This is a genomic window from Bradyrhizobium genosp. P (genome assembly GCF_049949265.1).
Lineage (GTDB): Bacteria > Pseudomonadota > Alphaproteobacteria > Rhizobiales > Xanthobacteraceae > Bradyrhizobium.
In genome coordinates, this window is the sequence record NZ_CP188195.1 from 6,973,648 (window position 1) to 6,996,293 (window position 22,646).

The window sequence follows — 22,646 nt, forward strand, 5'->3', positions numbered from 1 at the left end:
GGCTTACGAATTCCGGTCTTCGCCCCATCGGTGTACGACGCCGATATCGATATCGAACAGGTCCAGCATCCGACCCACCGTCTGGTCCACCATCTCCTCGATCGATCGCGGCCTAGCATAGAATGCCGGCACCGGCGGTGCTACGATCGCGCCCATGTCCGACAACGCCGCCATCGTCCGGAGGTGGCCGGCGTGCAGCGGTGTTTCCCGGACCATCAGCACCAGCCGCCGCCGTTCCTTGAGCGTGACATCGGCTGCGCGTGTCAGCAAGGTCGAGGTCACGCCGGTCGCGATCTCCGACATCGACCGGATCGAGCATGGCGCGACGATCATGCCGGCCGTGCGAAACCCGCCGCTGGCGATTGCCGCAGCCATGTCGTCGATCCGATAAACGGTGTGGGCGGCGGCCCTGACGTCGGCGATCTTGACCGAGGTTTCGTGCGCAAAGGTCACCTCGGCGGTCTTCGACATCACCAGATGGGTTTCGATCCCGGCATTGCGAAGCAGTTGCAACGTGCGCAGCCCATAGACGACGCCCGACGCACCGGAAATACCAACGATCAACCGTCGCTGCGTCGCTGCATTCATCGCGTGACCCTCGTTTACTCCGGCAAGCCCGGCGGCACGGTCGCCGAGAGGCCGAACCGCTCGGCCTGCTCGATCGCGATCTCATAGCCGGCATCCGCATGACGTAACACGCCGATGCCGGGGTCGCCGTCGAGCACGCGTTTCAACCTCTCCGCCGTGGCCGGGTTTCCATCGGCGACGATCGTGACGCCGGCGCTGACGCCGCGCCCACCGAGCCCGTGGATGGCAACCAGGTCGGCACCATTGGAGCAATTCAACAGTGCGTTGAGAATGGGCCAATCCGCGATCGCATCCGAGCCATCCTTCATATTCTCGGTCTCACGGTACGGCAGCGCCGCCGAGCCGGAATCGAGGTGGTCGCGCGTGAACGCAATCGGCGCCGAGATCTTGCCGCTGGCAACAGCGTCGTTGACCAGCATCGCAAGTCGGCTGCGCTCACCATAGCCGAGCCAGCCGATGCGCGCGGGTAGCCCGGTGAATTTGACGTGCTCACGCGCCAGCCTGATCCAGGATGAGATTGGATGGTTCGACGAGAATGTTTCGAGGATCATCTCGTCGATTGTATAGATGTCTTGCGGGTCACCCGACAGCGCGATCCAGCGGAACGGCCCCATTCCCTGGCAAAACAACGGCCGGATATAGAGGTCGACGAAAGATCCCATCCGGAACGCATCTTCAACGCCGGCCGACTGGGCCTCGGCGCGCAGGCTGTTGCCGTATTCAAACGCGATCGCGCCCCGATCCATGAAGCCGAGGATCGCGCGAAGGTGGATGGCGACTGACTGCCGCGCCAGCGCCATCAGTTTTGGAGGATCGTCCTGCCGCATCGCCCGTGCCTGCTCGACCGACAATTCCGCGGGCACGTATCCTTTCAAAGGATCCGGATAGGTCTGGTCGGTCACGATGTCGGGCACGATGCCGCGCCGGGCCAATTCCGGCAGCACGACGGCCGAGTTCGCGCAGAGCGCCAATGCCATTGGTTGCTGCGCGTCGCGCGCCGCCAGCCAGCGCGCGATCGCTTCGTCGAGATTGTCAGTGGTCGCATCGCAATAGCCGCTGGCGATACGCCGGTCGATCCGCGCCTGGTCGACCTCGACCACCAGCGTGGACGCGCCGGCGAGCTTTCCCGCCAGTGGTTGGGCGCCACTCATTCCACCGCAGCCCGATGTCAGCAACAGCCGGCCGGCCAACGTGCCGCCGAAGTGCTGGCGGGCCACTGCCATGAAAGTCTCGTAGGTGCCCTGCAAGATGCCCTGGCTGCCGATGTACTGCCAGGCCGCGGCTGTCATGCCCGGGTAGATGGTCAGTCCCATGTCGTGGAACTTGCGCACGTGATCCTCGTCGCTCCATCCGCCGACAAGGGTGCCGTTCGCCATGATCACGAGCGGCGTCGTCGCCTGCCCCGGAAACACACCGATCGGCTTGCCCGATTGCATGACGAGCGTCTGATCCTCACGCATGGTCGAAAGCGTCGCGACGATTCGATCAAAACTTTTCCAATCGCGCGCCGCGCGCGCCACCGACATGTAGATCACGAGATCGTCAGGAGCCTCGCCGTTCTCCAGATTGTTCTCCAGCATGCGCAGGATCGCCTCCTGCCGCCAACCTTTGCAGCGCAACTCGGTGCCGCGCCCGGCCTTAACGTCCTTGCCACGGCGTACAGGAATGTTCATGCGTCTGTCTCCTCCACCAACGGGACCCAGCCGGGCTGTGCCTTGACGCTCGCGAGCCATGCAGCGATCGCCGGGAATCGCTCCATGTCGTAGCCGCCCTGATGCGCCATCGAGACGTAACCGAACAGGCCAATGTCCGCGATGGTGTAGCGGTCGTCCACCAGCCAGTCGTGAGTGGAGAGCCACGCATCGGCCTTTGCCAGCGCCGGATAGGCACCTTCCTGAAAGTCAGCGATGCGGCTCGCCATCTGGTCGGCGACGCCGCGCATGCGATAGAAGCGCGGCAAGGCCAGCGCGCGCAAAAGGTCCGCCTGCTCGAAGGTCAGCCAGCTCACGACCTCCGCGCGCAGAAAGCGATCATCCGGCAAGAACCGCGTTCCTTCCGCGAGATACAGCATGATAGCGGCCGACTCGACGATGGTCCGGCCGTCCTCGAGCTCGAGCACCGGCACGCGCGCAAAGCGGCTCCTGGCACGGAACGCCGGATCGGCGGTCGCGCCCTTGGCGAGATCGAGCGTGACGCGCTCGAACGAAATACCGAGCTGCGTGAGCAGGATGCGGACCTTCCAGGCATTTCCCGACAGCCGGCTGTCGTAAAGACGCAGCATGATCGTTCTCCTGTTCAGAGAAATGAGCGCATATCGACGCCCATGGCCTTCTCGACCTCCGGGAACACCGCGGGATCGAGCGCGCCCTTGCCGACCGGGAATTTGGAACGGTGGGCGACGATGACGGCGACATGCGCGCCCGGCTTCGATTCCGAGATCGAAACGACCTCGCCGGTCTTCGGATCGAGCGTTCCGATCATGTCCGGGAAGGTCGCGACACGCTTGCCGCCGAAATCGGCGGTCATGAATTCGTTATAGACGCCGAGCACGGCTTCGCCGCCACTGCCGCGCACCTTCATCTGGCCGAGATCGAAACCGCCGCCATAGGCAACCGTGTTCTCGGTGACCTCGCCTTCGACCAGCAGTTCGCCACTGAGGAATTCGACCGTGGCACGGATGCGATCGGCGCCGTTGGCCGCCAGCATGGCGCGGCCGAGATCGAGCTGGAACGTGATCGCGCCTGGCGCACCGTTCTCCTTGATGTAGCCGGCACTCAGCGGACCGCGCGCGGCGTAGATCAGCCCGCCGTTGATGACTGCAGCCTGCCGCATCATAGTAGAGGTACGGACGATGTCGCCGTCGACGACGACGGCGAACTCGTTGTTCTCAGGCTTGCTGCCGCTGCAGCCGACCTGCGTGATCGACAGATCCAGCCGAGACGCCAGCCCCATGCCGCCCATTTTCACCGTCGGATGACCACGCCCATTCGAGGCGGCGTCGATATAATCGAGGCCGAGTGCGGCTGCGACGAGCCAGGCGTTGAACCCCGGCACATGACCGCAGATCACGCCCACCGGCGGCCGTTCAAACCGCTCGATCAGGCGCCGGGCCGCGTTGATGCTGTCGCGCGGCCGGATCGCCCAATTGGCAAAGCCCGGCGCGCCGACCGCGGTCGCCGTGATCACAGGCGCATCCGGATCCAGCTCGTCGATGCCGACCAGCCGCACACCGCCGTAATCGAGCGCCATCTGGCCGAGGCCGCGATTCTTGGCAATGGCATTGCGACCGCTGCCGCCCGCCGACAGGAACAACCCACCGATGAGCCCCGCCTCCACATCATCTGCTGTCAGCATTCGTGCCATGTCGCTTCCTTCTTGTTTCGCGTTGTTGGCCTACGATTGGGTGGGCTCTTTCATGCCGAGGAACGTCGCAAACAGCGAACCGGCTGCCTTCGCTTCAGCCCCCGTGCGTTGATAGATTTGCACGCCCGACGACATCACGCAGACTTTGTCGGCGATATCGAGCGCACGTGCGGTATTCTGCTCGACCAGCACGACGGTCATGCCATCCCGCTTGAGCTGCGTCAGCGCGCCGAGGCAGAGATCGACCATCTTCGGCATCAGACCGAGCGAGAGCTCGTCGACCAACAGCAGACGCGGCTCGGCCATCAAGGCCCGGCCGATTGCGAGCATTTGCTGTTCGCCACCGGACAGCGATCCCGACAATTGCGAGCGCCGTTCGGCCAGCCGCGGGAAATAAGAGAACACGCGCTCGCGCTTGGCCGCATCGCGCGCATAGGGATGCGCATAGCCCCCGACCGTCAGATTCTCGTCGACCGTCAGGTCCGAGAACAATTGCCGCCCCTCGGGCACCACGGCGATGCCGAGATCGACCCGGTCGACGGCGCGGCGACGGGTGATGTCCTTGCCGTCAAACAGGATCCGGCCGGCGTGAATATCGACATGGCCCATGATCGCCATGATCGTCGAGCTCTTGCCCGCGCCATTCGGTCCGAGCAGGGCGAAGATCGAACCGGCGGGTACGTCGAGACTGACGTCCCGCACCGCTTCCACGGCGCCGTAGCCGCAGCTCAGGTGATCAAGCTTCAGCATGCGTCACCATTCCGCCTCCGACATAGGCGTCCTGCACCGCCGGATCGGCCATCACTTCGCGCGGCTCACCGTCGCCGATCACCACGCCATTGTTCAGCACGATGAGGCGGCGGCAGACGCGCATGACTTCCTCGAGATTGTGCTCGACGAGGACCACGGTAATGCCGCGCCGATGCACCTCGGATATGGTCTCGACCTGCTTCGATGCCTCCATATGGTTTAGGCCGGCAAGCGGCTCGTCGAGCAGCACCACCTTCGGGTCGACGGCAAGCGCACGCGCCAGTTCGAGCCGCTTGAGCTGACCGAGCGGAAGCTCGCCGGCCAGCCTGCGCTCGGTGCCGGCCAATCCGACCGCGCCGAGAATCTCTGAGGCACGTTCGGCCTCGCGTTGCCGGCCGACATGCAGCATCGCGCGTAAAGGCCCCGACGTATAGCCGATCCCAGCGGCCAGGATGACGTTGTCGAGCACGGTCATTTCGCGGAACGGGCGGACGATCTGGTGGGTCAGCGCCAGACCGGCGCGAACCCGCGACGACGTCGGGTCATTTGTCACGTCCGAACCGGCAAGCATCACCTTGCCGCGATCCGGCCGCAACAGCCCGGCGATGATGCGGATGAGCGTCGTCTTGCCGGCGCCATTTGGTCCGATCAGACCGACGAAATCGCCGGCCTCCACAGCGCGCGTCACCCCGCCAACGGCCTGCACGCCGCCGAACCGGATCGCCACATCTTCGAGCTCGAGGACCGCGCTCATGCCTTCCTCACCCGCGTGAACAGATTGTGGACCAGCGCGGCGAGACCGCCGGGCGCCAGGCGGATCACCAGTACGAGCATCCCGCCGAACACGAGCAGCCGGTAGTCGTTGACGAAGCGGATGGCCTCCGGCAGCAGCGTCAGCCCGATCGCGGCTGCGACGACACCCCAGGTCGAACCGATGCCCCCGATCACGACCATCGCCATGAGCATGACCGACAGGATGAAGTCGAACGCATCGACAGTGATGAACTGGGTGAAGAACGCGTAGAGTGCGCCCGCGAGACCCGCCAGCGCCGTCCCGATCCCGAACGCCGCAAGCTTGTAGGCGCCGGCGCTGATCCCGAGCGTCGCAGCCGCATGCTCGTCCTCGCCGACGGCGCGGAACGCAAACCCCATCCAGGAGCGGCTGACATACAGGCTGAACGCGACGGTGGCGCAAGCCAGCAGCAGGATCATGACCATGTTGCCGGACGCGCCGAGCCCGGTCGCGGGGATGCCACTGATGCCCATCTCACCCCCGAGCCAGGACTGCTTGCGCACGAAGCCGACGAAGAGAAAATTGACGCCGATCGTCGAGACCGCGAGAAAGTCGCTGCTCACCCGCAGCGAGGCAAAGCCGACAAGGATGCCGAGCAGGCTGCCTGCAATCACCCCCGCAAGCAGCGCCAGCGGAACGCTTGCGGTTGCGACCATTACGAGCCCCGCGGCGTAGGCGCCGACGCCGAAGAATGCGCCGTGACCAAGGCTGATCTGGCCACAAAAGCCGGAGATCATGTTGAGGCTGACGGCCAGGATCACGTTGATGCCGATGATCGAGACGATGCTGATCGTGTAGGCGCTCATGCCACACGCGCCCCCGTGAAGCCCTGCGGGCGGATCATCAGCAGGATGATGAGCGCCAGGAACGCGATGGCGTCCCGGTCGAGCCATGCGCCGATGAAAATGGTGCCGTAGGACTCGACGAGACCGAGCATAAGGCTTGCCAATAGCGTACCACGCACACTGCCTAATCCTCCCAGCACGATGATGGCGAGCGCCTTGTAGCTGACAACGAAACCAATCGCCGGATCGACGAAATTATTGAGTAGCGCGACCAGTCCGCCGGCGACGGCGGCAAGCGCCGAACCGATCGCGAAATTGAGATAGCGGACCTTGATCGGATCAACGCCGAAGCTCGCCGCGATCTTCGGCTTCGATACCGTCGCGCGCCATCCGAGGCCGACCCGGGTCCGGGTGGTGAAGACGTGCAACCCGACAAAGACGACCGTAGCGGTCACGATGAGCGCAATCTGCACCGCGCTGATGGTGACGCCGTGGATATTGAACGTAGTGAAGGAGAGCGCGTTCCGGCGAAAGGTCACGCCCTGCTCTCCGAACAGGATGCGAAATGCGTCCTGCATCAGCACCAGGAGCCCCACCGAGGCGATCATCGGCACATCCGGCCGATATTTCAGTAGTGGCTCGTACAGCAGACGATAGATTGCGATTCCGAACAACGGCGTGAGGAGGACAGCGGCGGCAAAACCGAGCGCGATGCTGCCGGTCGTGTTGGCGACGAGGACGGTGATGTAGGCGCCCAACGCAAACACCGCCGCATGCGCCACATGCAGAATGCGCAGCAGTCCGTAAACCAGGGTCAGGCCGACCGACATCATGGCGTACATGCAGCCGAAGCTGACGCCCGTCACCGCCAGATCGATGTAATACACTGTGTTAGTCCTCCTGGCAGGAGCGCGAACCACCCGTGGCCCGCGCTCCCCGCCACCATCACTTCTCGGGTGGCGCGAACGCGTTCAGATCGGTGATGCTGCCGGCCGGCTTGAACTTGCCGTCCTTGATCTCGTTGACCTGGATCGGCATGATCATCTCGTGCAGGCTGTTGAAGCCGTTCATGTTGCCTTCGATCAGCGGAAAGTCCTTGGTCGCAGCCAGCGCGTCACGAACCTTGTCGGGCTCGGTGCTGTTGGCGCGTTTGATGCCGTCCGCCATCAGCTTCACTGCCGAGTAGGTAATGGCGGCGACGCCCTCCGGCGCGTAACCGGCACGCTGCTTGAATCCTGCGAAAAATTTCTGCAACGCCTCGTCGTTGCGGTCGCGATCGAAGCTATCGATGATGTAGGTGCCTTCCGCCGCGGGTCCTGCGATCTCGATGAATTTCTCGGAATCGAAGGCCTGCGAGCCGACGATCGGAACGGTAATGCCGGCGGCGCGCAGTTGGGCCACCAGCGGGCCGCCGGTGAAGAAATAGCCGGTGGCGTAGACACCGTCGGGGTTGTCGCGCTTCACGCTCGCCACGATCGAACCGAACTGGCGGTCCTTCAACGAGTAGCTGTATTTGTTGACCACTTCGACACCGTATTTCGGGGCCGACTCAAGGAATCCATCCATCGTCGCCTGGCCATAATCGTTGTCCATGGTGATGGTGGAGATCTTCTTCAGCCCCAGCGTCTTGCCGATATAGAGCGCGGTGGCGGCGCCTTGCGGCGGCCCGAGATGCACTAGGCGGAACATATAGTCGCCCGCCCGTGTGATATCGGGGTGAACGCCATAGGCTGATATCATCACGACGCCGGCTTTCTGGAACACGGGCGCTGCCGCGCGGCCCGATGCGGAATAGCTGCCGTTCACCACCAGCTTGACGCCGTCTTCGCCGATCAGCTTGTTCGCGGTGAAGATGGCCTGGTCCGATTTGGCCTGGTCGTCATAGGTGACAAGCTGAACCTTCTGTCCGAGTACGCCGCCAGCGGCGTTAATATCCTCGACCGCCATCTCGGCGGCGATCTGGGCCGATTTGCCGTCGGTCGCGGCAGGTCCGGTCAAGGGCACCTGGAATCCGATCTTGATGTCGGCGTGGGCGGCTGGTGCCGCGGCGACAGTGGCGAGGAAGATCAGGCAGATAAGGTGTGACAGGCGTTTTGCACCGGGCGCCGACGTCCCCAGGTTCAGTTTCAACATGGCTTTCTCCGCGAAGTGAGTTGATCGTTGTCATCCCTAGATGAGTTTGTGCTTGCGGAGGATGTCCCGGGCACGTGCAAGCGCCGCCGCCGGAGGCCGCGCGATATCCCAGTCCTCACGGTCGTCTGCCCGGCGGGTTGCTTCGATGCCGAGCTTGGTAATGGTGCCGCCCAGTTCAAGCGGCTCGGAACGGTCGGCGCGAACGCCTGGTATCACCACATGATCGCGATCCGGCTGCGAACGCATCGCGCAGGCCCGCTCGACATCAAGCGGATTCCAGGGATCGATGTCGTCATCGACGACGATCACTTGCTTGATCAGATTGACCGCCGCCCAGACCGCGAACATGGCCTTGCGGGCCTCGCCCGGGCGCGGCGCGCTCAGCGATACCACGGCATGCAGCCTGCCGGCGCCACCGATACCGACCGCGACCTCGCGTACTGACGGCACCGCATTGCGCACCACGCGGCGCAGGCCAGCCGCGATCGCGACCCCGCCGAGAAGGCAGTGTTCCGGGTGATAGCCCGGCAGGATGACCTGAAAGATAGCGTCGCGGCGGCGCGTCAGTTGCGTAAACGTCGCGACGATGCCGGCGCCATAGTTCTCGTACATGCCATGAAATTCGCTGACGGCGCCCTCCACAAAGGGCTCGCCGGCATCCAGCGTTCCTTCGAGAACGCATTCGCAATGCGCAGGCACCAGAAGATCGGACTGCATGCAGCTGACGACGTCGAGCGGCTCACCGAGCAAGGCGCCTGCGATCGGAAGCTCGTCGTCACCAAGACCAAGGTAAAGGCACGCAGCGATCAGCACGGCCGGATGATTGCCGATGCACACCGCAATATCGAGCTTCTCGCCGCGCGCATGCGCCGCACGGGCCAGGATTGCGAGGTGATGATTGGGCGCGATGCCGACGAATGCGCGATTAGCTCCGAGTGGCATCAACCGCGCGATCGACAGATTGGCCTGCCCGCTCGCGCGATCCTTGGCAACGATCGCGCCGGCGGTGACATAAGGTCCACCTTCCTTCTCGAAGAAACGCGGAACCGGCAATTCGTCCAGCAATGACGGGATGGAGATGGTCCACTCCTGGCAAGGAGCCGAAGCAACGATCCGATGCGGCAGCGGCTTCTCGATCGCGGCGACCAGCACAGCCTGCATGTCCTGCGTCGTGCTGCCCATTGCAAGGGCAAAGCGTGGCAGCGAATTGAGCAGATTGCCGACGATCGGTAGCGTCGCTGCGCCGGAGCCTTTGACATTTGGAAACCGCAGGGCCGGACCGACATCAGCCTCAGCGAGGCATGCGGCGACGTCGTAATCGAGATCGATCGCGTCCGGTATGCTCACGAGGCCGCCGGAATCCGCGAGCACGGACAAAAACGCGCGCATGGACTGCCTGGAAGCGGCTCCCTCAGGCTTCGCGGTGTCCTGCGCGGGCAAATCCATATCGCTCCCACATCCACATTGGACGACATCTCGGCATCGATCATATCGGTCGGCATCGCGGGGTCCATCGGTCTATCGATTAAACCAGCACATAGGGAAAAGCGAAAGCTGGGTGACGCCGGCCGGTCGAGCGGCTATGCTGCTGCGACATGCCCGAGGTCCGATGGTTGAACTGCGCACCCTCGCCTATTTCGTGACGGCCTGCAGGGCCGCCAGCTTCGCGCGCGCGGCCGAGGAACTCGATATCGCCGTGTCGACGCTGAGCACGACGTTGAAGGCGCTTGGCGAGGATCTCGGCGTTGCCTTGTTCAGACGTTCCAGCAACACGCTCTACCCGACCGAGGCGGCACGGGCGCTGATGCGCGCGGCCGAGCCGCTGCTGGTCGCCGAAATGTTCGCACGCCGTCACGTCGCAACGTCGGCCGAAACCAGGCTGCGGCATCTTGTCGTCGAAATCAATCTGACCTTCACGATCGGCGGAATCAGCAGGGCTCTCCGTCTGGCCATCGACAAGATGGCGGTCGATCGGCCGGACGTCTTCGTCGACGCGCGATGGAAGGATGAGCGGGATTTTCCGCACGTCACGACGCTCGCCGACGACTGGAGCGGACTCGACCGGAGCCAGGTCACGATAGGCCTGAGCGAGGCCGGTCATCGCAAACCAAAGCATGAAACGGTGCTGCTGTCCGACCCCTGGGTCTTTGCACTCCGCCTGCCGGCAAGCACCCTCAAACCTCCCGAGGCCGCCGAATTGCTCTCCGGCCGGATCATCGTGCCGATGCTCGCCGCCGCGCTGGTCGAGCAGGCGGACCGCTATTTCAGCCGGCACAAGATGACCGGCGTGCGCTTTCTCAACGATCACCCAGGTGACCTGCCGCGTACTCTCGACGACTACGCGGATGCCGCCATCTTCGTGCCGCGCAGCCTGATGTCACCCCGGCTCGGGCTCTCCAACGTGGTTCTGGTCAATCCGGAGCACGGTTTGACCATGGAACTGGTGGCGCGGTCGGCCGAGCCGAACGCCACGACAAACCTGTTCGCCCGACATCTCAAGGGCGCGCTCGCCACTGAGCGGCCGGGACGCCCCGAGCGGCCGGTCGTCAGTCTTCGCCAGATGCATTATTTCAATCTGATCCACCGAGTCCGCCGCGTGTCCGCCGCCGCGCGGGGCGCCAATATCAGCCAGCCTGCGCTCAGCGAGCAGCTGCACAAGCTCGAGAACTCGCTCGGCGGCGCGCTGTTCGAGCGCAAGGACGACGGCGTCGTCCCCACCGTCAAGGGCAATCGCTTCGCACGCTTCGCGACGCTGATCGAAGCCGGCTTTCGCCGCCTCTCGACAAACGACGACGGCGCGACGCTATCGCAGGGCCGGCGAATCGTGGTCGGCATCCTTCCGTCGGTCAACCAGCATGGCTTCCTGGTCAATCGGATCGCCGATGCCACCATCGAAATCTGCGCGCGCTATCCGGCCTTGAAGCTGGTGTTTCAGGAGGCTCCCAACGGCACCTTGCAGGATTGGGTGATCCGTGGGCTGGTTGGAGTAGCGATTGTCGAGACGACGCTGCCGCACATGCCGCGGTTGCCGCTCGGCTCGTCGGAAGGCCTTGCCGCGATCTCGCACCGATCGCACCGGTTGCTGCCCAGCGGCCCCGTCCGCCTTGCCGATCTGGTCCAGCTCAAGCTCGCATTGCCGACCAACCGCTTTGGTTTGCGCCAGCTGCTGGAGAACGCGGCCTCCGAGCGCGACCTGAAGATCCTGCCCATCATGGAGATCGACGCACTGCCGATGGTCGTGTCGCTGTTGGCGCACCTGCCTGTCTGCACCGTGCTTCCCGCCTCGGCGGTGGCACGGGAGATCGAGGGCGGCGATCTCGTCGCGCATCCGATCATCGAGCCCGCGATCGCGCGGCGTCTTTACGTCATCTATTCCGGCGAGCGGACGTTGAGCGAGCCAGAGCGCGGCCTCGTCAACATCCTGCGACGAAGACTGTCGGAGTCCCGTGGCATCGATTAGGCCGCGTGCCTTGCGTTCCCCAGCTCTAACGGCCCTGCTGGAGTGACTGATCGAGCGCCTTCACCGCCTGAAGGATTACCGCAGCGCCGGCTGCGACCGCGTCCTGGTCCGCCCACTCCTCTGGCGCATGGCTTTTCCCGGCCCGGCACGGCGCGAATACCATCGCCGAGCGACAGATGCGGCTCATGAAGGCCGCATCATGCCCCGCACCGCTCGGCAGGCTCGTCTGAGCGAGGCCAAGGTCTTGTGCGGCCTCGCGCAGCAACGCCTGCAAGGCCGGATCGCAGGCGACCGGCGGCCCATCCGAGAGCGTGCCGAACACGCTACGCCGAACCCGCGCTGCTGCAGCGGCCGCTTCGGTCTCGCGATCGAGCGCCGCGACAAAGCGGGCCGTCAACGCCGGATTGGTGGTGCGCGCATCGACCACCATGCTGCAGCGGCCCGGCACGATGTTCGATGCCGATGGCTCGACTGCGAGAATGCCGACTGTGGCGACGAAGTAATCCGAGCCTTCGCCGTCGAGCTGCTCTGCGATCCGGCGCACGGCGCCGACCGTGTTGGCCGCCGCCACCAGCGCGTCATGGCGCAAGTGAAGCGGCGTCGTTCCGGCGTGATCCGCCTCGCCTTCGAAGATGAGCTCGAGGCGGCGGATGCCGACGATCGACGACACCACGCCGACGTCGAGCGATTGAGACTCGAGCACGATGCCCTGTTCGATATGCAGTTCGAGGAAGGCGCGGATGTCGTCGCGCCGGGCCTCGGGCAACCGTTCCGGGTCGCCACCGACCCGCCGCAACGCATCCCGCAGCTTCTCGCCATCAGGCTCGACCAGATCGAGCATCCTGTCGTCAAGCGAGCCCGTCATGCCGCGGCTGCCGACGCACGACAGGCCGTATTCACTGGGCTCCTCGGCCAGGAAATCGATGATCTCAAGCGAGTGATCCAGCCGCGTGCCGGACTCGCTCAGCGCGCGGGCGATTTCCACCCCGGTCGCCACGCCCGCAATGCCGTCGAAGCGGCCGCCCGACGGGACGGTGTCGCTGTGCGATCCGACCGCGATCACGCCGAGCGCGGGATTGCGACCCTCAATCCGCCCGATCAGATTGCCGGCGGTATCGAGCCGGGTCATCAAGCCGGCCTCGGCAAAACGTTGCGCGAGCCAGCCGCGGCCGTCCAGGAACCGCTGAGTGAACGAGCGGCGCGTAAAGGGGCGTGCCGGATCGGTGATCTCCGCCAGCGCCATGATGTCCGACCACAGGCGGCCGGCGTCGAGCGGAAGATTGGATTTCGTCACGGACCTGCCTGTCAGTGCGCACGCAATGGACTGATGAAGCGGCCGTTGCCAGGCTTGGCAAGCACCTCCCCGTTCGCCGCGACACATTCGCCGCGAACATAGGTCTCGATGACCCGGAACGGCAGCTCGATCCCCTCATAGGGACTCCACGACACGAAATTATTGCCGCTGGCCCCTGCGTTGTAGCGATGAGGATCGCGCCGCATCAGCACGATGTCGGCATCGCGGCCGATCTCGAGCGCACCCTTGACATGCGTGATCCGGAACAATGCCGCGGGATTGAGCGCGAGCAGACGCGCGGCATGGGTCAGCGGCAGGCCGCGCTGGTCGAGGCCCTTCAGGAGCAGGCCGTAGAGCGCTTCGAGCCCGGGAATTCCCGACGCGTTCTTCAGCATGTTCGGATCGGTCTTGCGATCTTCCGACCAGCTGACATGGTCAGTCGAGACGATCGTGACGTTGCCGGCCGCCAGATGATGCCAAAGCGCTTCGACCTCCTTGCGGGAACGCAGCGGCGGGTTGATCTTGGCCTTGCCGCCGAGACGACGGACGTCGTTCTCTTCGTCGAGCGTTAGATAGTGCACGCAGGCCTCAATCGTCGCGCCGTGTCCCTGCGCCCGATAGGCCGCGGCGAGCTCGTAGCCGCGCCCGATCGAGCAGTGCACAATGTGCACCGGACAGCCAGCCGCGGCGCCGAGCTCGTAGACCTCCGCGGTCGCAAGCGCCTCCGTCACTGGAGGCCGCGACAGGCCGTGCGCGGTGTAGTCTGTGATCCCGCTGGCTTCGACCTCTGCCATGAAGGCGCGGACCATCTCGTCGTTCTCGTTGTGGATGCCGGCGATCAGGCCGCGCCTTCCGACGGCGCCGAAGCAGGCGTACAGCAACTGCGGCGAAATCCGGGGGAAGCGCGTCGGATGAGTGCCGAACGTCGAGAACTTGAAGGCCGCCGCGCCGGCGTCGACGAGCTCGTCGACCCGCGCGGCGCCCTCGGTCGGATCGACCGTCGCATAGAGTGCGAAGTCGACGCGCGCCTGTGCGCCTGCCTCCTTCACCTTGGTACGAAACCGCTCTGCGGTCGCGATCAAGCAATTGTCGTCATAGGGCATGTCGACAACGGTGGTAACGCCGCCGGCCGCAGCGCTGCGCGTCGACCAGATGAAGTCCTCCTGGCCGAGCTGGCTGCGGCTGTGCACCTGTGCATCGATAGCGCCGGGCAGCACAAGAAAGCCGGCACCGCCGTGCTTTTCGCCGGCAGGCGCGCTACCGGAGCCAACCGCCTGAACCTTGCCGTCGCCAACCAGGACGTAGCCATTGTCGATCACGCGGTCGGAAAGAACAATCGTACCTGCAAAAACCGAGTCAGCCATTGATTCTCTTCATTGGTTGTCTGCGGTCATTGCCGCGACGCTACTGTGATGTGAGGCAACGTTAGACGAAGCTCGCGGGCGCGCCCAACCCGGATCGGCCGAAGCTGCCAATAGGAAAAACCAAATGGCTTTTCGCCGATTGCGCCGAACGGCCGGGCCCTCGCCACGCGAAGGCATGGTCAGGCCTTGGGCAACAACGGCTAAAATCTCTGCACCGATCCCGGCTTGCCCGTTCCGGCGGCTTCGATTATGTATAGACATGTTCGGACGAGGATAGCCGGCATGAACGACCGCCTACTTGCCTTCGACGGGATCGGACAGGACTTTCCTGCGCCGGGCACGAAGGCCAATATCCGTGTGCTTGACGGCATCAGCTTCGATGTCGGCCGCGGCAAGTTTGTCGCGGTGATCGGTCCAAGCGGATGCGGCAAGAGCACCCTGCTGCACATGGCTGCGGGTCTGTTGATGCCGACCCGCGGCGGGGTCCATCATCGCGGACGCAGGGTTACGACCATCAACACCGAAGTCGGCTTCGTGCCACAGCAGGCTCAGCTGTTTCCGTGGAAGACCCTGGTCGAGAATGTCGAGCTTCCGCTCCTGCTGCGCGGCGTCGCGGCCGAAGAACGGAAACAGCGGGTCGCAAACGCGCTCGATGCCGTCGGCCTGAAGGGTTTTGAGCAGCATTTCCCGAACCAGTTATCCGGCGGCATGCAGAAGCGCGGCTCGATCGCGCGCACGCTGGTTTACCGGCCCGACATCATCCTGATGGATGAGCCGTTCGGTGCCCTCGACGCGCAAACCCGCATGGTGATGCAGAGCGATCTGCAGACCCTGTCGATGGAAGCAGGTGCCACCGTCGTCTTCGTCACCCACGACATCACGGAGGCCGTGCTGCTCGCCGACCATGTCGTGGTGCTGAGCCAACGGCCGTCGCGGCTGCTCGCCAATATTCCGATCGATCTACCGCGGCCACGCAACATGTTCGAGCCGTTCCGCAATCCGGGCTTCGAGGTGGCCTATGATGCGGTCTGGACCGAGTTCCGCTCGCAGATCGATATCGGGCGCGTTCATTGACCGAAAGCAAGCCGATGACCGAAATGACCTATGGCGCCGCCAAGGAGAGCGCAGCGTCGCGTCGTTCCCTCGCCGCTCGCGTAGCCAGGCCGCTGCAATGGCTGTTGAAGCTACTCCCCGGGGTCGCCCTGCTCTTGTTCTGGCAATGGGCTTCCGGCCGGCTGATCAAGGAAATCTATGTCAGCAAACCCACTGCGGTTGCGGCGCGGCTCTACGAGCTGTTTGCGTCAGGCGAAATCTATCCGCATCTGTGGACAACCGGCCAGGAGCTGGTGCTCGGCTATGTGATTGGCGTCGCGGGCGGCGTGTTGGGCGGCTACGCGCTCGGCCGCTCGCCGCAGCTTGCGCGGATTTTCGAGCCTTATGTGATGGCGTTCTATGGCATCCCGAAGATCGCCCTCGCGCCGCTCTTCATCATCTGGTTCGGGATCGGGATTGGATCCAAGATCGCGCTCGCCTCAATCATGGTGTTCTTCCTGGTGTTCTACAACGTGTTTGCCGGTGTGCGCAGCGTCGATCGCGAACTCGTCAATCTGACGCGGGTGATGGGCGCAAACCAGCGTCAGCTCACCTATCATGTTTACTTGCCGGCGGCCGCTCCGTTCGTGATGCTGGGCATGCGCCTTGCCATTCCCTACAGCGTGATCGGCGTGATCGTCGGCGAATTCACCTCGTCCGCGCAGGGGCTCGGCCTGTTCATTCATGAGGCGTCGTCCACCTATGACCCTGCCGGCGTCTTCGCGGGTATCGTCATTTTGCTCGCCTTCGTCGGCGTGGCCAATCTTCTCGCCGGGCGGCTCGAGCGCCGGCTGTTGCGCTGGCGCTCGCTCTCGGGCGCCGGCCCCATCGACATCTGAACATACGGAGACAGTCATGCGCGCAGTGATGGGGCTGGCAAGGATCGTTGTCGTCGGAGCTGCGCTTGCGCTGCTGCCGAATGTGACCAAGGCGCAGCAAACGGTGCGGATCGGGCTTGGCGCGCCGACCCTGAGCTTCCTGCCGATCTGGTCGGCTCGGGCGCTGGATACGTTCAAGGCGCAGGGATTGACGGCGAACGTGGTCGCGCTGCCCGGCGGCGATCCTTCCGCGCTGGCCGCGCTTGACGCCGGTGATATCGATCTTGCGGCAGTCGGTCCCGATTCGATGCTGCGCGCGGCGGCGAAGGGTCAGCCGTTCGAGATCGTCTACTCGCTGATGTCGAAGGTCACGCTACAACTCGTCGTTTCGCCGGCGATGCTGGAACGCACCGGCGTGAAGGCAAGCGATCCGCTCGAGAAGCGCCTCGCCGCGATGAAAGGCACGCTGGTCGGCGCCACCGCACTTGCCGGCGCGCAGGAAATTGCGGCGCGCTGGCTCGCCGGCAAGGGCGGCCTCGATCCGAAGCACGACCTCAAAGTGGCGCAAGTCGGCAGTCCCACCGCCATCCAGGCGGCCCTCGAGGTCAAGCGGATCGATGCCTTCGTGCTGTCACCGCCGGAAGGATATCTGGCCGAAAAGGCCGGCACCGGTACTGTACTGGTCTCGCTCGGCGACGACTTCCCCTTGCTCGCAAAGCAGCCTTATCTCGTCCTGGTCGCCAAGAAGCCGATCAGCCGGACGACAGCTGACCTCATCACCAAGACGGCAAAGGCCATGCAGCAAGCAAGCGCCGCCACGATCGGCAAGCCCGACGACACTGCCGCAGCGATCCAGAAGCAATTCTTCGCCAAGGCGGACCCGCAGGCGATTGCGGCCGCGCTCAAGACGATGAACAGCGGTGTCGCCGAGGGTGGCAAGATCGACGTCGAGAGCATGCAGAACGCGCTGACCTTCGCCAAGGAGGCCGGCACCAATTTCGGCAAGGAATTTGACGCCAAGGCGTCCGAGAACGACCTGTGGACGAACCAGTTCGTCGATGCCGCCAAGGCCAAATGATCTAGCTGCTCGGCGTGAAGCGCGCGATCAAATCGTAGAGCGGGCCCGGATGAATGAGGCGGACGGCGGTGATCGGCTCACCGTTTCGCCAGGTGCGGCGTTCGATGATCAGGCAGGCGGCTCCCTCCTCGATGTTGAGTTCAGCTGCGATCGTGCTGTCGGCATTGCCGGCCGAGATGCGATGTTCCGCCTCCGTCCATGGCACGTGATCGATCAGCCAAGCGCTGGGCGGAACGATCGAGAAGTCCTGGTTGTCCGCTTCGGGCACCGCATCCAGATTGAGGATGCGGTCTTCGAGCGCAAAGGGTTGCTTGGCGGCATCATGACGGCAGCGCAGCGCGAGCACAGGCGTAAGCAGCGTGAGATCGAGCCGTGCCTTGTCGTCGCGCGTTGCGGCACGCTTGTGCTGCTGCAGCAGCGTGTAACTGTAGCGTTCACCCCGGTTCTCGACTTCCGCCTTCAGGTCGGGAATTTGCAGCACCGCCGAATGGACCTTGGGCCGTGACACGAAGCTTCCGGCACGCCGCCGTCGCTCGACCAAACCGGCGGCCGCGAGCCCCGACAGCACCTTGTTCACCGTCATGCGCGCGCAGGAATAGGTGTCCATCAGCTCGTGTTCGAACGGCAGGCGATGGCCCGGCGGCCACTGGCCCGACACGATCCGGCCCTCGATGTCGCTGCGGATCCGCCGATAGAGCGCGACGCCGCCGCCGTCCCGTTTCGATGTAGCCTTCATCCGGCGAGCAGTCCCTGCAACGTGCGGCGGAAGCCGGCAGCGACCGACTCTCCATGATGGTGTCTGCCGTTTGTCACAACCCTGCGCCCCAATGTCCAGACGCAGTCCACGGGAGAGCGGGCGGAGGCGAAAATCCAGCCGTCGAGCAGCGCATCGTCGGACCGGCCGGCCAGCGCCACACTGTCGGCATCGAGGCTGACGATATCAGCCGCAAGGCCCGCAGCGAGACCTCCGGCGACACCGAGGGCCTGGGCTCCGCCAGCGAGTGCGGCCTCGAACAGAGCGCGTCCGGTCGAGGGGCTCCGCGCCGACGTCATGACATTGCGCGCCCGCAGCGTGAGGCGCTGTGAATATTCGAGCTGACGCAGTTCGTCCTCGACCCCGATCAGCACGTTGGAATCCGTGCCGACGCCGAATTGACCGCCGGCGCCGCGGAACACCGGCGCATTGAAGGTGCCGTCGCCGAGATTGGCCTCCGTCACCGGACAGAGTCCCGCGACCGCACCGGTCGCGGCCATCGCGCGGGTCTCGTCATCGGTCATGTGGGTGGCATGGATCAGACACCAGCGGCGATCGACTGCCGCGTGATCGAGCAGCCAATGCACCGGCCGCTGGCCGCTCCAGGCGAGGCAATCCTCGACTTCCTTGGTCTGCTCGGCGACATGGATATGAATGGGACCGCCCTCGGCGAGCGGCAAGATCGCCGCGAGTTGTTCTGGTGTCACGGCACGCAGCGAATGGGGCGCGATACCGACCAGTCCACTTTCACATCCAGCTACCATGCGCCGCGACGCGTCCATCAATCGGGCGAACCGGTCGACGTCGTTGACAAAGCGCCGTTGACCGTCATCGGGCGCTCGGCCGCCGAAACCTGCATGGGCGTAGAACACCGGCAGCAGCGTCAGGCCGATGCCACTGGCTTGAGCGGCGGCGACCACGCGTCCCGCCAGCTCCGCGAGGTCGGCATACGGTGCACCCGCGGCGTCATGATGAATGTAGTGGAATTCGCCGACCCGCGTGAACCCGGCCTCGAGCATATCGACATAGGCCTGCGCCGTGATCGACTCGATGTCCTCGGGGGTCATGCGGGCGACGAAGCGGTACATCAGATCGCGCCAGGTCCAGAAGCTGTCGGACGAGGCACCTCGTCTCTCGGTCAGGCCGGCCATTCCGCGCTGAAAGCCGTGGCTGTGAAGATTGGACAGGCCTGGAACTCCGATCGCGTGACATTCATCTGCGTTGGTCGCCGCGACGCCGGTCTGAACGCTCGAGATCCACCCGCCAGCGATCGACAAACGCACGTTGCGTGCCCATCCGTCAGGCAGCAGGGCTCGCTTGAAATGCAGCTCGGGCAATCTGGTCTCCGGCGTGGACGAGAAGCTGGACAGCACGTGTCAGCAATGTAATATGTATAGACAAATAGCACATCCATGCCAAGCGCCATGCAAAGGATAGCGGATTTCCATCGTCATGAGTGTCGCCGATCACGTCTGGCATCGCTGTCGGCTCGCTACCCTTTCCCCACGGCGTGAGGGCATCGGCATTATCGAGGACGGCCTGATCGCGGCGAAGGACGGCGTGATCGTTTATGCCGGCCCGAAGACAGATGCCCCTGCGGGCCTCGACGCAGCTTGGTCGACCGATTGCGACGGCCGATGGATTACACCAGGCCTGGTCGACTGCCACACCCATCTCGTCTATGGCGGCAATCGCGCCGAGGAATTTGAACTGCGGCTGGCCGGCGCGAGCTACGAGGAAATCGCGCGGCACGGTGGCGGGATCGTCTCCACGGTCAGGGCGACTCGCGCGGCCAGCGAAGACGAACTCGTGTCCGGCGCGCAACGACGTCTCGAGGCGCTGATCGCCGAAGGCGTGACATCGGTTGAGATCAAGTCCGGATATGGGCTCGCGCTTGCCACCGAGCGGCGCCAGCTTCGCGCCGCGCGGCAGCTTGCGCGCGACAACCCGATCACGGTGCGGACGTCGTTCCTCGGCGCCCACGCACTGCCTCCCGAACGTGCCGGCGATTCCACGGCCTACATCGCCGATGTCTGCGACATGATCCCGCGCCTTGCCGCCGAGGGTCTCGTCGATGCCGTCGACGCGTTCTGCGAGACGATCGCCTTCTCCGTGGACGAAACCGCGCGGGTGTTCACGCGCGCCCGCGACTACAATCTTCCCGTCAAGCTCCATGCCGATCAGCTTTCGAATCTCGGCGGCGCGGCGCTCGCAGCGCGGTTCGGCGCCTTGTCGGCCGACCATCTCGAATATGCCGACGAGACCGGCATCTCGGCGATGGCGGATGCGGGCACCGTCGCGGTGGTGCTGCCGGGCGCTTACTATTTCTTGCGCGAAAAGCAGGCTCCGCCCATCGAATTGATACGCAAGCACCATGTTCCGATCGCGCTCGCTACCGACAGCAATCCGGGCTCGTTGCCACTGACCTCGCTGCTGCTCACCATGAATATGGGTGCAACGCTGTTCCGCCTCACCGTCAACGAATGTCTCGCGGCCGTGACGCGCGAGGCCGCTCGCGCGCTGGGCCTGTTCGGCGAAATCGGAAGCCTCGAGGCCGGCAAAAGCTGCGACCTCGCCATCTGGGAAATCGAACGCCCCGCCGAACTGGTGTATCGGATCGGCTTCAATCCACTGCACGCACGCGTCTGGCGAGGCCAGACCACATGACCTCCACGCTCTCCTCATCACTGGACCTGTTCCCATGACCCGTATCGACAATGCGCGCGTCGTTCGCGCGCCCCGTGGCCCGGAGCTTTCCGCGAAGAGCTGGCTGACGGAAGCGCCGTTGCGCATGCTGATGAACAACCTCGACCCCGACGTTGCCGAGAAGCCCGGAGAACTCGTCGTCTATGGCGGCATCGGACGCGCGGCGCGCGACTGGGAGAGCTTCGACCGGATTGTCTCGACGCTGCGCCGCCTCGAAGGCGATCAAACGCTCGCGGTGCAGTCCGGCAAGCCGGTCGGCGTCTTCCGTACCCATGCCGATGCACCCCGCGTGCTGATCGCCAACTCCAACCTGGTGCCGCACTGGGCGACGTGGGAGCACTTCAACCTGCTCGATCGCAAGGGCCTGATGATGTACGGCCAGATGACGGCCGGTTCCTGGATCTACATCGGCAGCCAGGGCATCGTGCAAGGGACTTACGAAACCTTCGCCGAGCTCGGACGCCGTCACTATGGCGGCAGCCTCGCCGGCAAATGGATTCTCACGGCGGGACTGGGCGGCATGGGCGGCGCGCAACCGCTCGCTGCCGTGATGGCGGGAGCCTCCTGCCTTGCCGTCGAATGCCAGCCGTCACGCATCGAGATGCGGATGCGCACGCGCTATCTCGATCGCCAGGCCAAGGATCTCGACGAGGCGCTTGCGATTATCGAGCAAGCCGGAAAGACCGGCAAGCCGGTCTCGGTCGGCCTGCTCGGCAACGCGGCCGACATCTTCCCCGAACTTGTCCGGCGCGGGGTCAAGCCCGATGCCGTGACCGACCAGACGTCCGCGCATGATCCGATCAACGGCTACCTGCCCAAGGGCTGGTCCATCAACGATTGGCAGTTGCGCCGCGAGAGCGATCCGAAGAGCGTCGACCGCGCTGCGCGCGCCTCGATGGCCGAACATGTCCGCGCCATGCTCGACTTCCACCGCATGGGGATTCCGGTGGTCGACTACGGCAACAACATCCGCCAGATGGCGCTCGAGGAAGGCGTCAAGGACGCCTTTGATTTCCCCGGCTTTGTGCCGGCCTATATCAGGCCGTTGTTCTGCCGCGGCGTCGGCCCGTTCCGCTGGGCCGCGCTATCCGGCGACCCCGAAGACATCTATCGCACCGACGCCAAGGTGAAGGAATTGATGCCAAATGATGCCTCGCTGCATCACTGGCTCGACATGGCGCGGCAGCGCATCGCCTTCCAGGGCCTGCCGGCCCGGATCTGCTGGGTTGGCCTCGGCGACCGTCATCGGCTCGGCCTGGCCTTTAACGACATGGTCGCCAGCGGTGAATTGAAGGCGCCGGTCGTGATCGGTCGCGATCATCTCGATTCCGGATCGGTCGCCTCCCCCAACCGCGAGACCGAAGCGATGCGCGACGGATCGGATGCGGTCTCGGACTGGCCGATGCTGAACGCGCTGTTGAATTGCGCCGGCGGCGCCACCTGGGTGTCGCTGCACCATGGCGGTGGTGTCGGCATCGGATACTCGCAGCACGCCGGCATGGTTATCGTCTGCGACGGCACTGCAGAAGCGGCGCGGCGCATCGAGCGGGTGCTGTGGAACGATCCGGCGAGCGGCGTGATGCGGCATGCCGACGCCGGTTATGAGCTCGCGATCGAATCCGCCCGGGCCAACAACCTCGACCTGCCGAGCCTCGATGGACTATAGTC

Annotated in this window: 20 protein-coding genes; 6 read left to right on the plus strand and 14 right to left on the minus strand. The window is 64.5% G+C overall.

Features of this window, described 5'->3' with window-relative positions:
- Positions 1-3 precede the first annotated feature (3 nt).
- Genes ACP2YO_RS33350 through ACP2YO_RS33395 form a run of 10 tightly spaced genes read right to left on the minus strand, consistent with a single transcriptional unit; the run spans position 4 to position 9,858 of the window.
- Complete coding sequence (locus ACP2YO_RS33350) at positions 4-588, minus strand: UbiX family flavin prenyltransferase (RefSeq protein ID WP_426435373.1); 585 nt, start codon at positions 586-588, stop codon at positions 4-6.
- Positions 589-602: 14 nt separating this feature from the next.
- Positions 603-2,261, minus strand: coding sequence for a urocanate hydratase (locus tag ACP2YO_RS33355; RefSeq protein WP_426435374.1), 1,659 nt, complete (start codon positions 2,259-2,261; stop codon positions 603-605).
- A complete protein-coding gene (locus ACP2YO_RS33360; RefSeq protein WP_426435375.1) occupies positions 2,258-2,869 on the minus strand; it encodes a glutathione S-transferase family protein in 612 nt (203 codons plus the stop codon). Before ACP2YO_RS33360 ends, ACP2YO_RS33355 begins: the two co-directional genes overlap by 4 nt.
- A 14-nt stretch (positions 2,870-2,883) precedes the next feature.
- On the minus strand, positions 2,884-3,951 hold the full coding sequence (locus ACP2YO_RS33365) for a DUF917 family protein (RefSeq protein ID WP_426435376.1): 1,068 nt from the start codon (positions 3,949-3,951) through the stop codon (positions 2,884-2,886).
- A 30-nt stretch (positions 3,952-3,981) separates the two neighbouring features.
- Entirely contained in the window at positions 3,982-4,701 is a 720-nt protein-coding gene (locus ACP2YO_RS33370; RefSeq protein ID WP_426435377.1) for an ABC transporter ATP-binding protein, read from the minus strand.
- Positions 4,688-5,455 carry an ABC transporter ATP-binding protein gene (locus ACP2YO_RS33375; protein ID WP_426435378.1) on the minus strand — a complete coding sequence of 256 codons (768 nt, stop codon included), beginning with the start codon at positions 5,453-5,455 and terminating at the stop codon, positions 4,688-4,690. The genes ACP2YO_RS33370 and ACP2YO_RS33375 overlap by 14 nt, the downstream gene beginning before the upstream one ends.
- Entirely contained in the window at positions 5,452-6,300 is an 849-nt protein-coding gene (locus tag ACP2YO_RS33380; RefSeq protein WP_426435379.1) for a branched-chain amino acid ABC transporter permease, read from the minus strand. Before ACP2YO_RS33380 ends, ACP2YO_RS33375 begins: the two co-directional genes overlap by 4 nt.
- Positions 6,297-7,166: a branched-chain amino acid ABC transporter permease gene (locus ACP2YO_RS33385; protein ID WP_426435380.1), complete on the minus strand. Its 870-nt coding sequence runs from the start codon at positions 7,164-7,166 to the stop codon at positions 6,297-6,299. Before ACP2YO_RS33385 ends, ACP2YO_RS33380 begins: the two co-directional genes overlap by 4 nt.
- 58 nt (positions 7,167-7,224) lie before the next feature.
- Positions 7,225-8,412 (minus strand): ABC transporter substrate-binding protein, encoded by a 1,188-nt coding sequence (locus tag ACP2YO_RS33390; RefSeq protein ID WP_426435381.1) that lies wholly within the window; start codon positions 8,410-8,412, stop codon positions 7,225-7,227.
- A 36-nt stretch (positions 8,413-8,448) separates the two neighbouring features.
- Positions 8,449-9,858 carry a UbiD family decarboxylase gene (locus ACP2YO_RS33395; protein ID WP_426435382.1) on the minus strand — a complete coding sequence of 470 codons (1,410 nt, stop codon included), beginning with the start codon at positions 9,856-9,858 and terminating at the stop codon, positions 8,449-8,451.
- Positions 9,859-10,021: 163 nt separating this feature from the next.
- Between ACP2YO_RS33395 and ACP2YO_RS33400 the strand changes: the two genes are divergently transcribed.
- Positions 10,022-11,872, plus strand: coding sequence for a LysR family transcriptional regulator (locus ACP2YO_RS33400; RefSeq protein WP_426435383.1), 1,851 nt, complete (start codon positions 10,022-10,024; stop codon positions 11,870-11,872).
- 25 nt (positions 11,873-11,897) lie between these two features.
- On the opposite strand, the gene ACP2YO_RS33405 is transcribed toward ACP2YO_RS33400, so the two are convergent.
- Both ACP2YO_RS33405 and ACP2YO_RS33410 read right to left on the minus strand, forming a co-directional pair.
- On the minus strand, positions 11,898-13,166 hold the full coding sequence (locus tag ACP2YO_RS33405; protein WP_426435384.1) for a Zn-dependent hydrolase: 1,269 nt from the start codon (positions 13,164-13,166) through the stop codon (positions 11,898-11,900).
- Positions 13,167-13,177: 11 nt separating this feature from the next.
- A complete protein-coding gene (locus ACP2YO_RS33410; RefSeq protein ID WP_426435385.1) occupies positions 13,178-14,530 on the minus strand; it encodes a dihydroorotase in 1,353 nt (450 codons plus the stop codon).
- 282 nt (positions 14,531-14,812) lie between these two features.
- Between ACP2YO_RS33410 and ACP2YO_RS33415 the strand changes: the two genes are divergently transcribed.
- From ACP2YO_RS33415 to ACP2YO_RS33425, 3 genes are read left to right on the plus strand one after another with little or no spacing between them, the layout of a single operon-like run.
- A complete protein-coding gene (locus ACP2YO_RS33415) occupies positions 14,813-15,604 on the plus strand; it encodes an ABC transporter ATP-binding protein (RefSeq protein WP_426435386.1) in 792 nt (263 codons plus the stop codon).
- Complete coding sequence (locus tag ACP2YO_RS33420; RefSeq protein ID WP_426435387.1) at positions 15,601-16,461, plus strand: ABC transporter permease; 861 nt, start codon at positions 15,601-15,603, stop codon at positions 16,459-16,461. Before ACP2YO_RS33415 ends, ACP2YO_RS33420 begins: the two co-directional genes overlap by 4 nt.
- A 16-nt stretch (positions 16,462-16,477) precedes the next feature.
- The gene (locus tag ACP2YO_RS33425; protein ID WP_426435388.1) at positions 16,478-17,518 is read left to right on the plus strand and encodes an ABC transporter substrate-binding protein; all 1,041 of its coding nucleotides are present in this window, start codon (positions 16,478-16,480) and stop codon (positions 17,516-17,518) included.
- A gap of 1 nt (position 17,519) precedes the next feature.
- On the opposite strand, the gene hutC is transcribed toward ACP2YO_RS33425, so the two are convergent.
- Positions 17,520-18,254: a histidine utilization repressor gene (gene hutC, locus ACP2YO_RS33430; RefSeq protein WP_426435389.1), complete on the minus strand. Its 735-nt coding sequence runs from the start codon at positions 18,252-18,254 to the stop codon at positions 17,520-17,522.
- Complete coding sequence (locus ACP2YO_RS33435; RefSeq protein ID WP_426435390.1) at positions 18,251-19,609, minus strand: formimidoylglutamate deiminase; 1,359 nt, start codon at positions 19,607-19,609, stop codon at positions 18,251-18,253. The genes hutC and ACP2YO_RS33435 overlap by 4 nt, the downstream gene beginning before the upstream one ends.
- A 115-nt stretch (positions 19,610-19,724) precedes the next feature.
- On the opposite strand from ACP2YO_RS33435, the gene hutI reads away from it, so the two are divergent.
- Together hutI and hutU are read left to right on the plus strand one after the other, a co-directional pair.
- Positions 19,725-20,939, plus strand: a complete 1,215-nt coding sequence (hutI, locus tag ACP2YO_RS33440) for an imidazolonepropionase (protein WP_426435391.1) — start codon at positions 19,725-19,727, stop codon at positions 20,937-20,939.
- A 34-nt stretch (positions 20,940-20,973) separates the two neighbouring features.
- Entirely contained in the window at positions 20,974-22,644 is a 1,671-nt protein-coding gene (gene hutU, locus ACP2YO_RS33445) for a urocanate hydratase (protein WP_426435392.1), read from the plus strand.
- Positions 22,645-22,646: the final 2 nt, after the last annotated feature.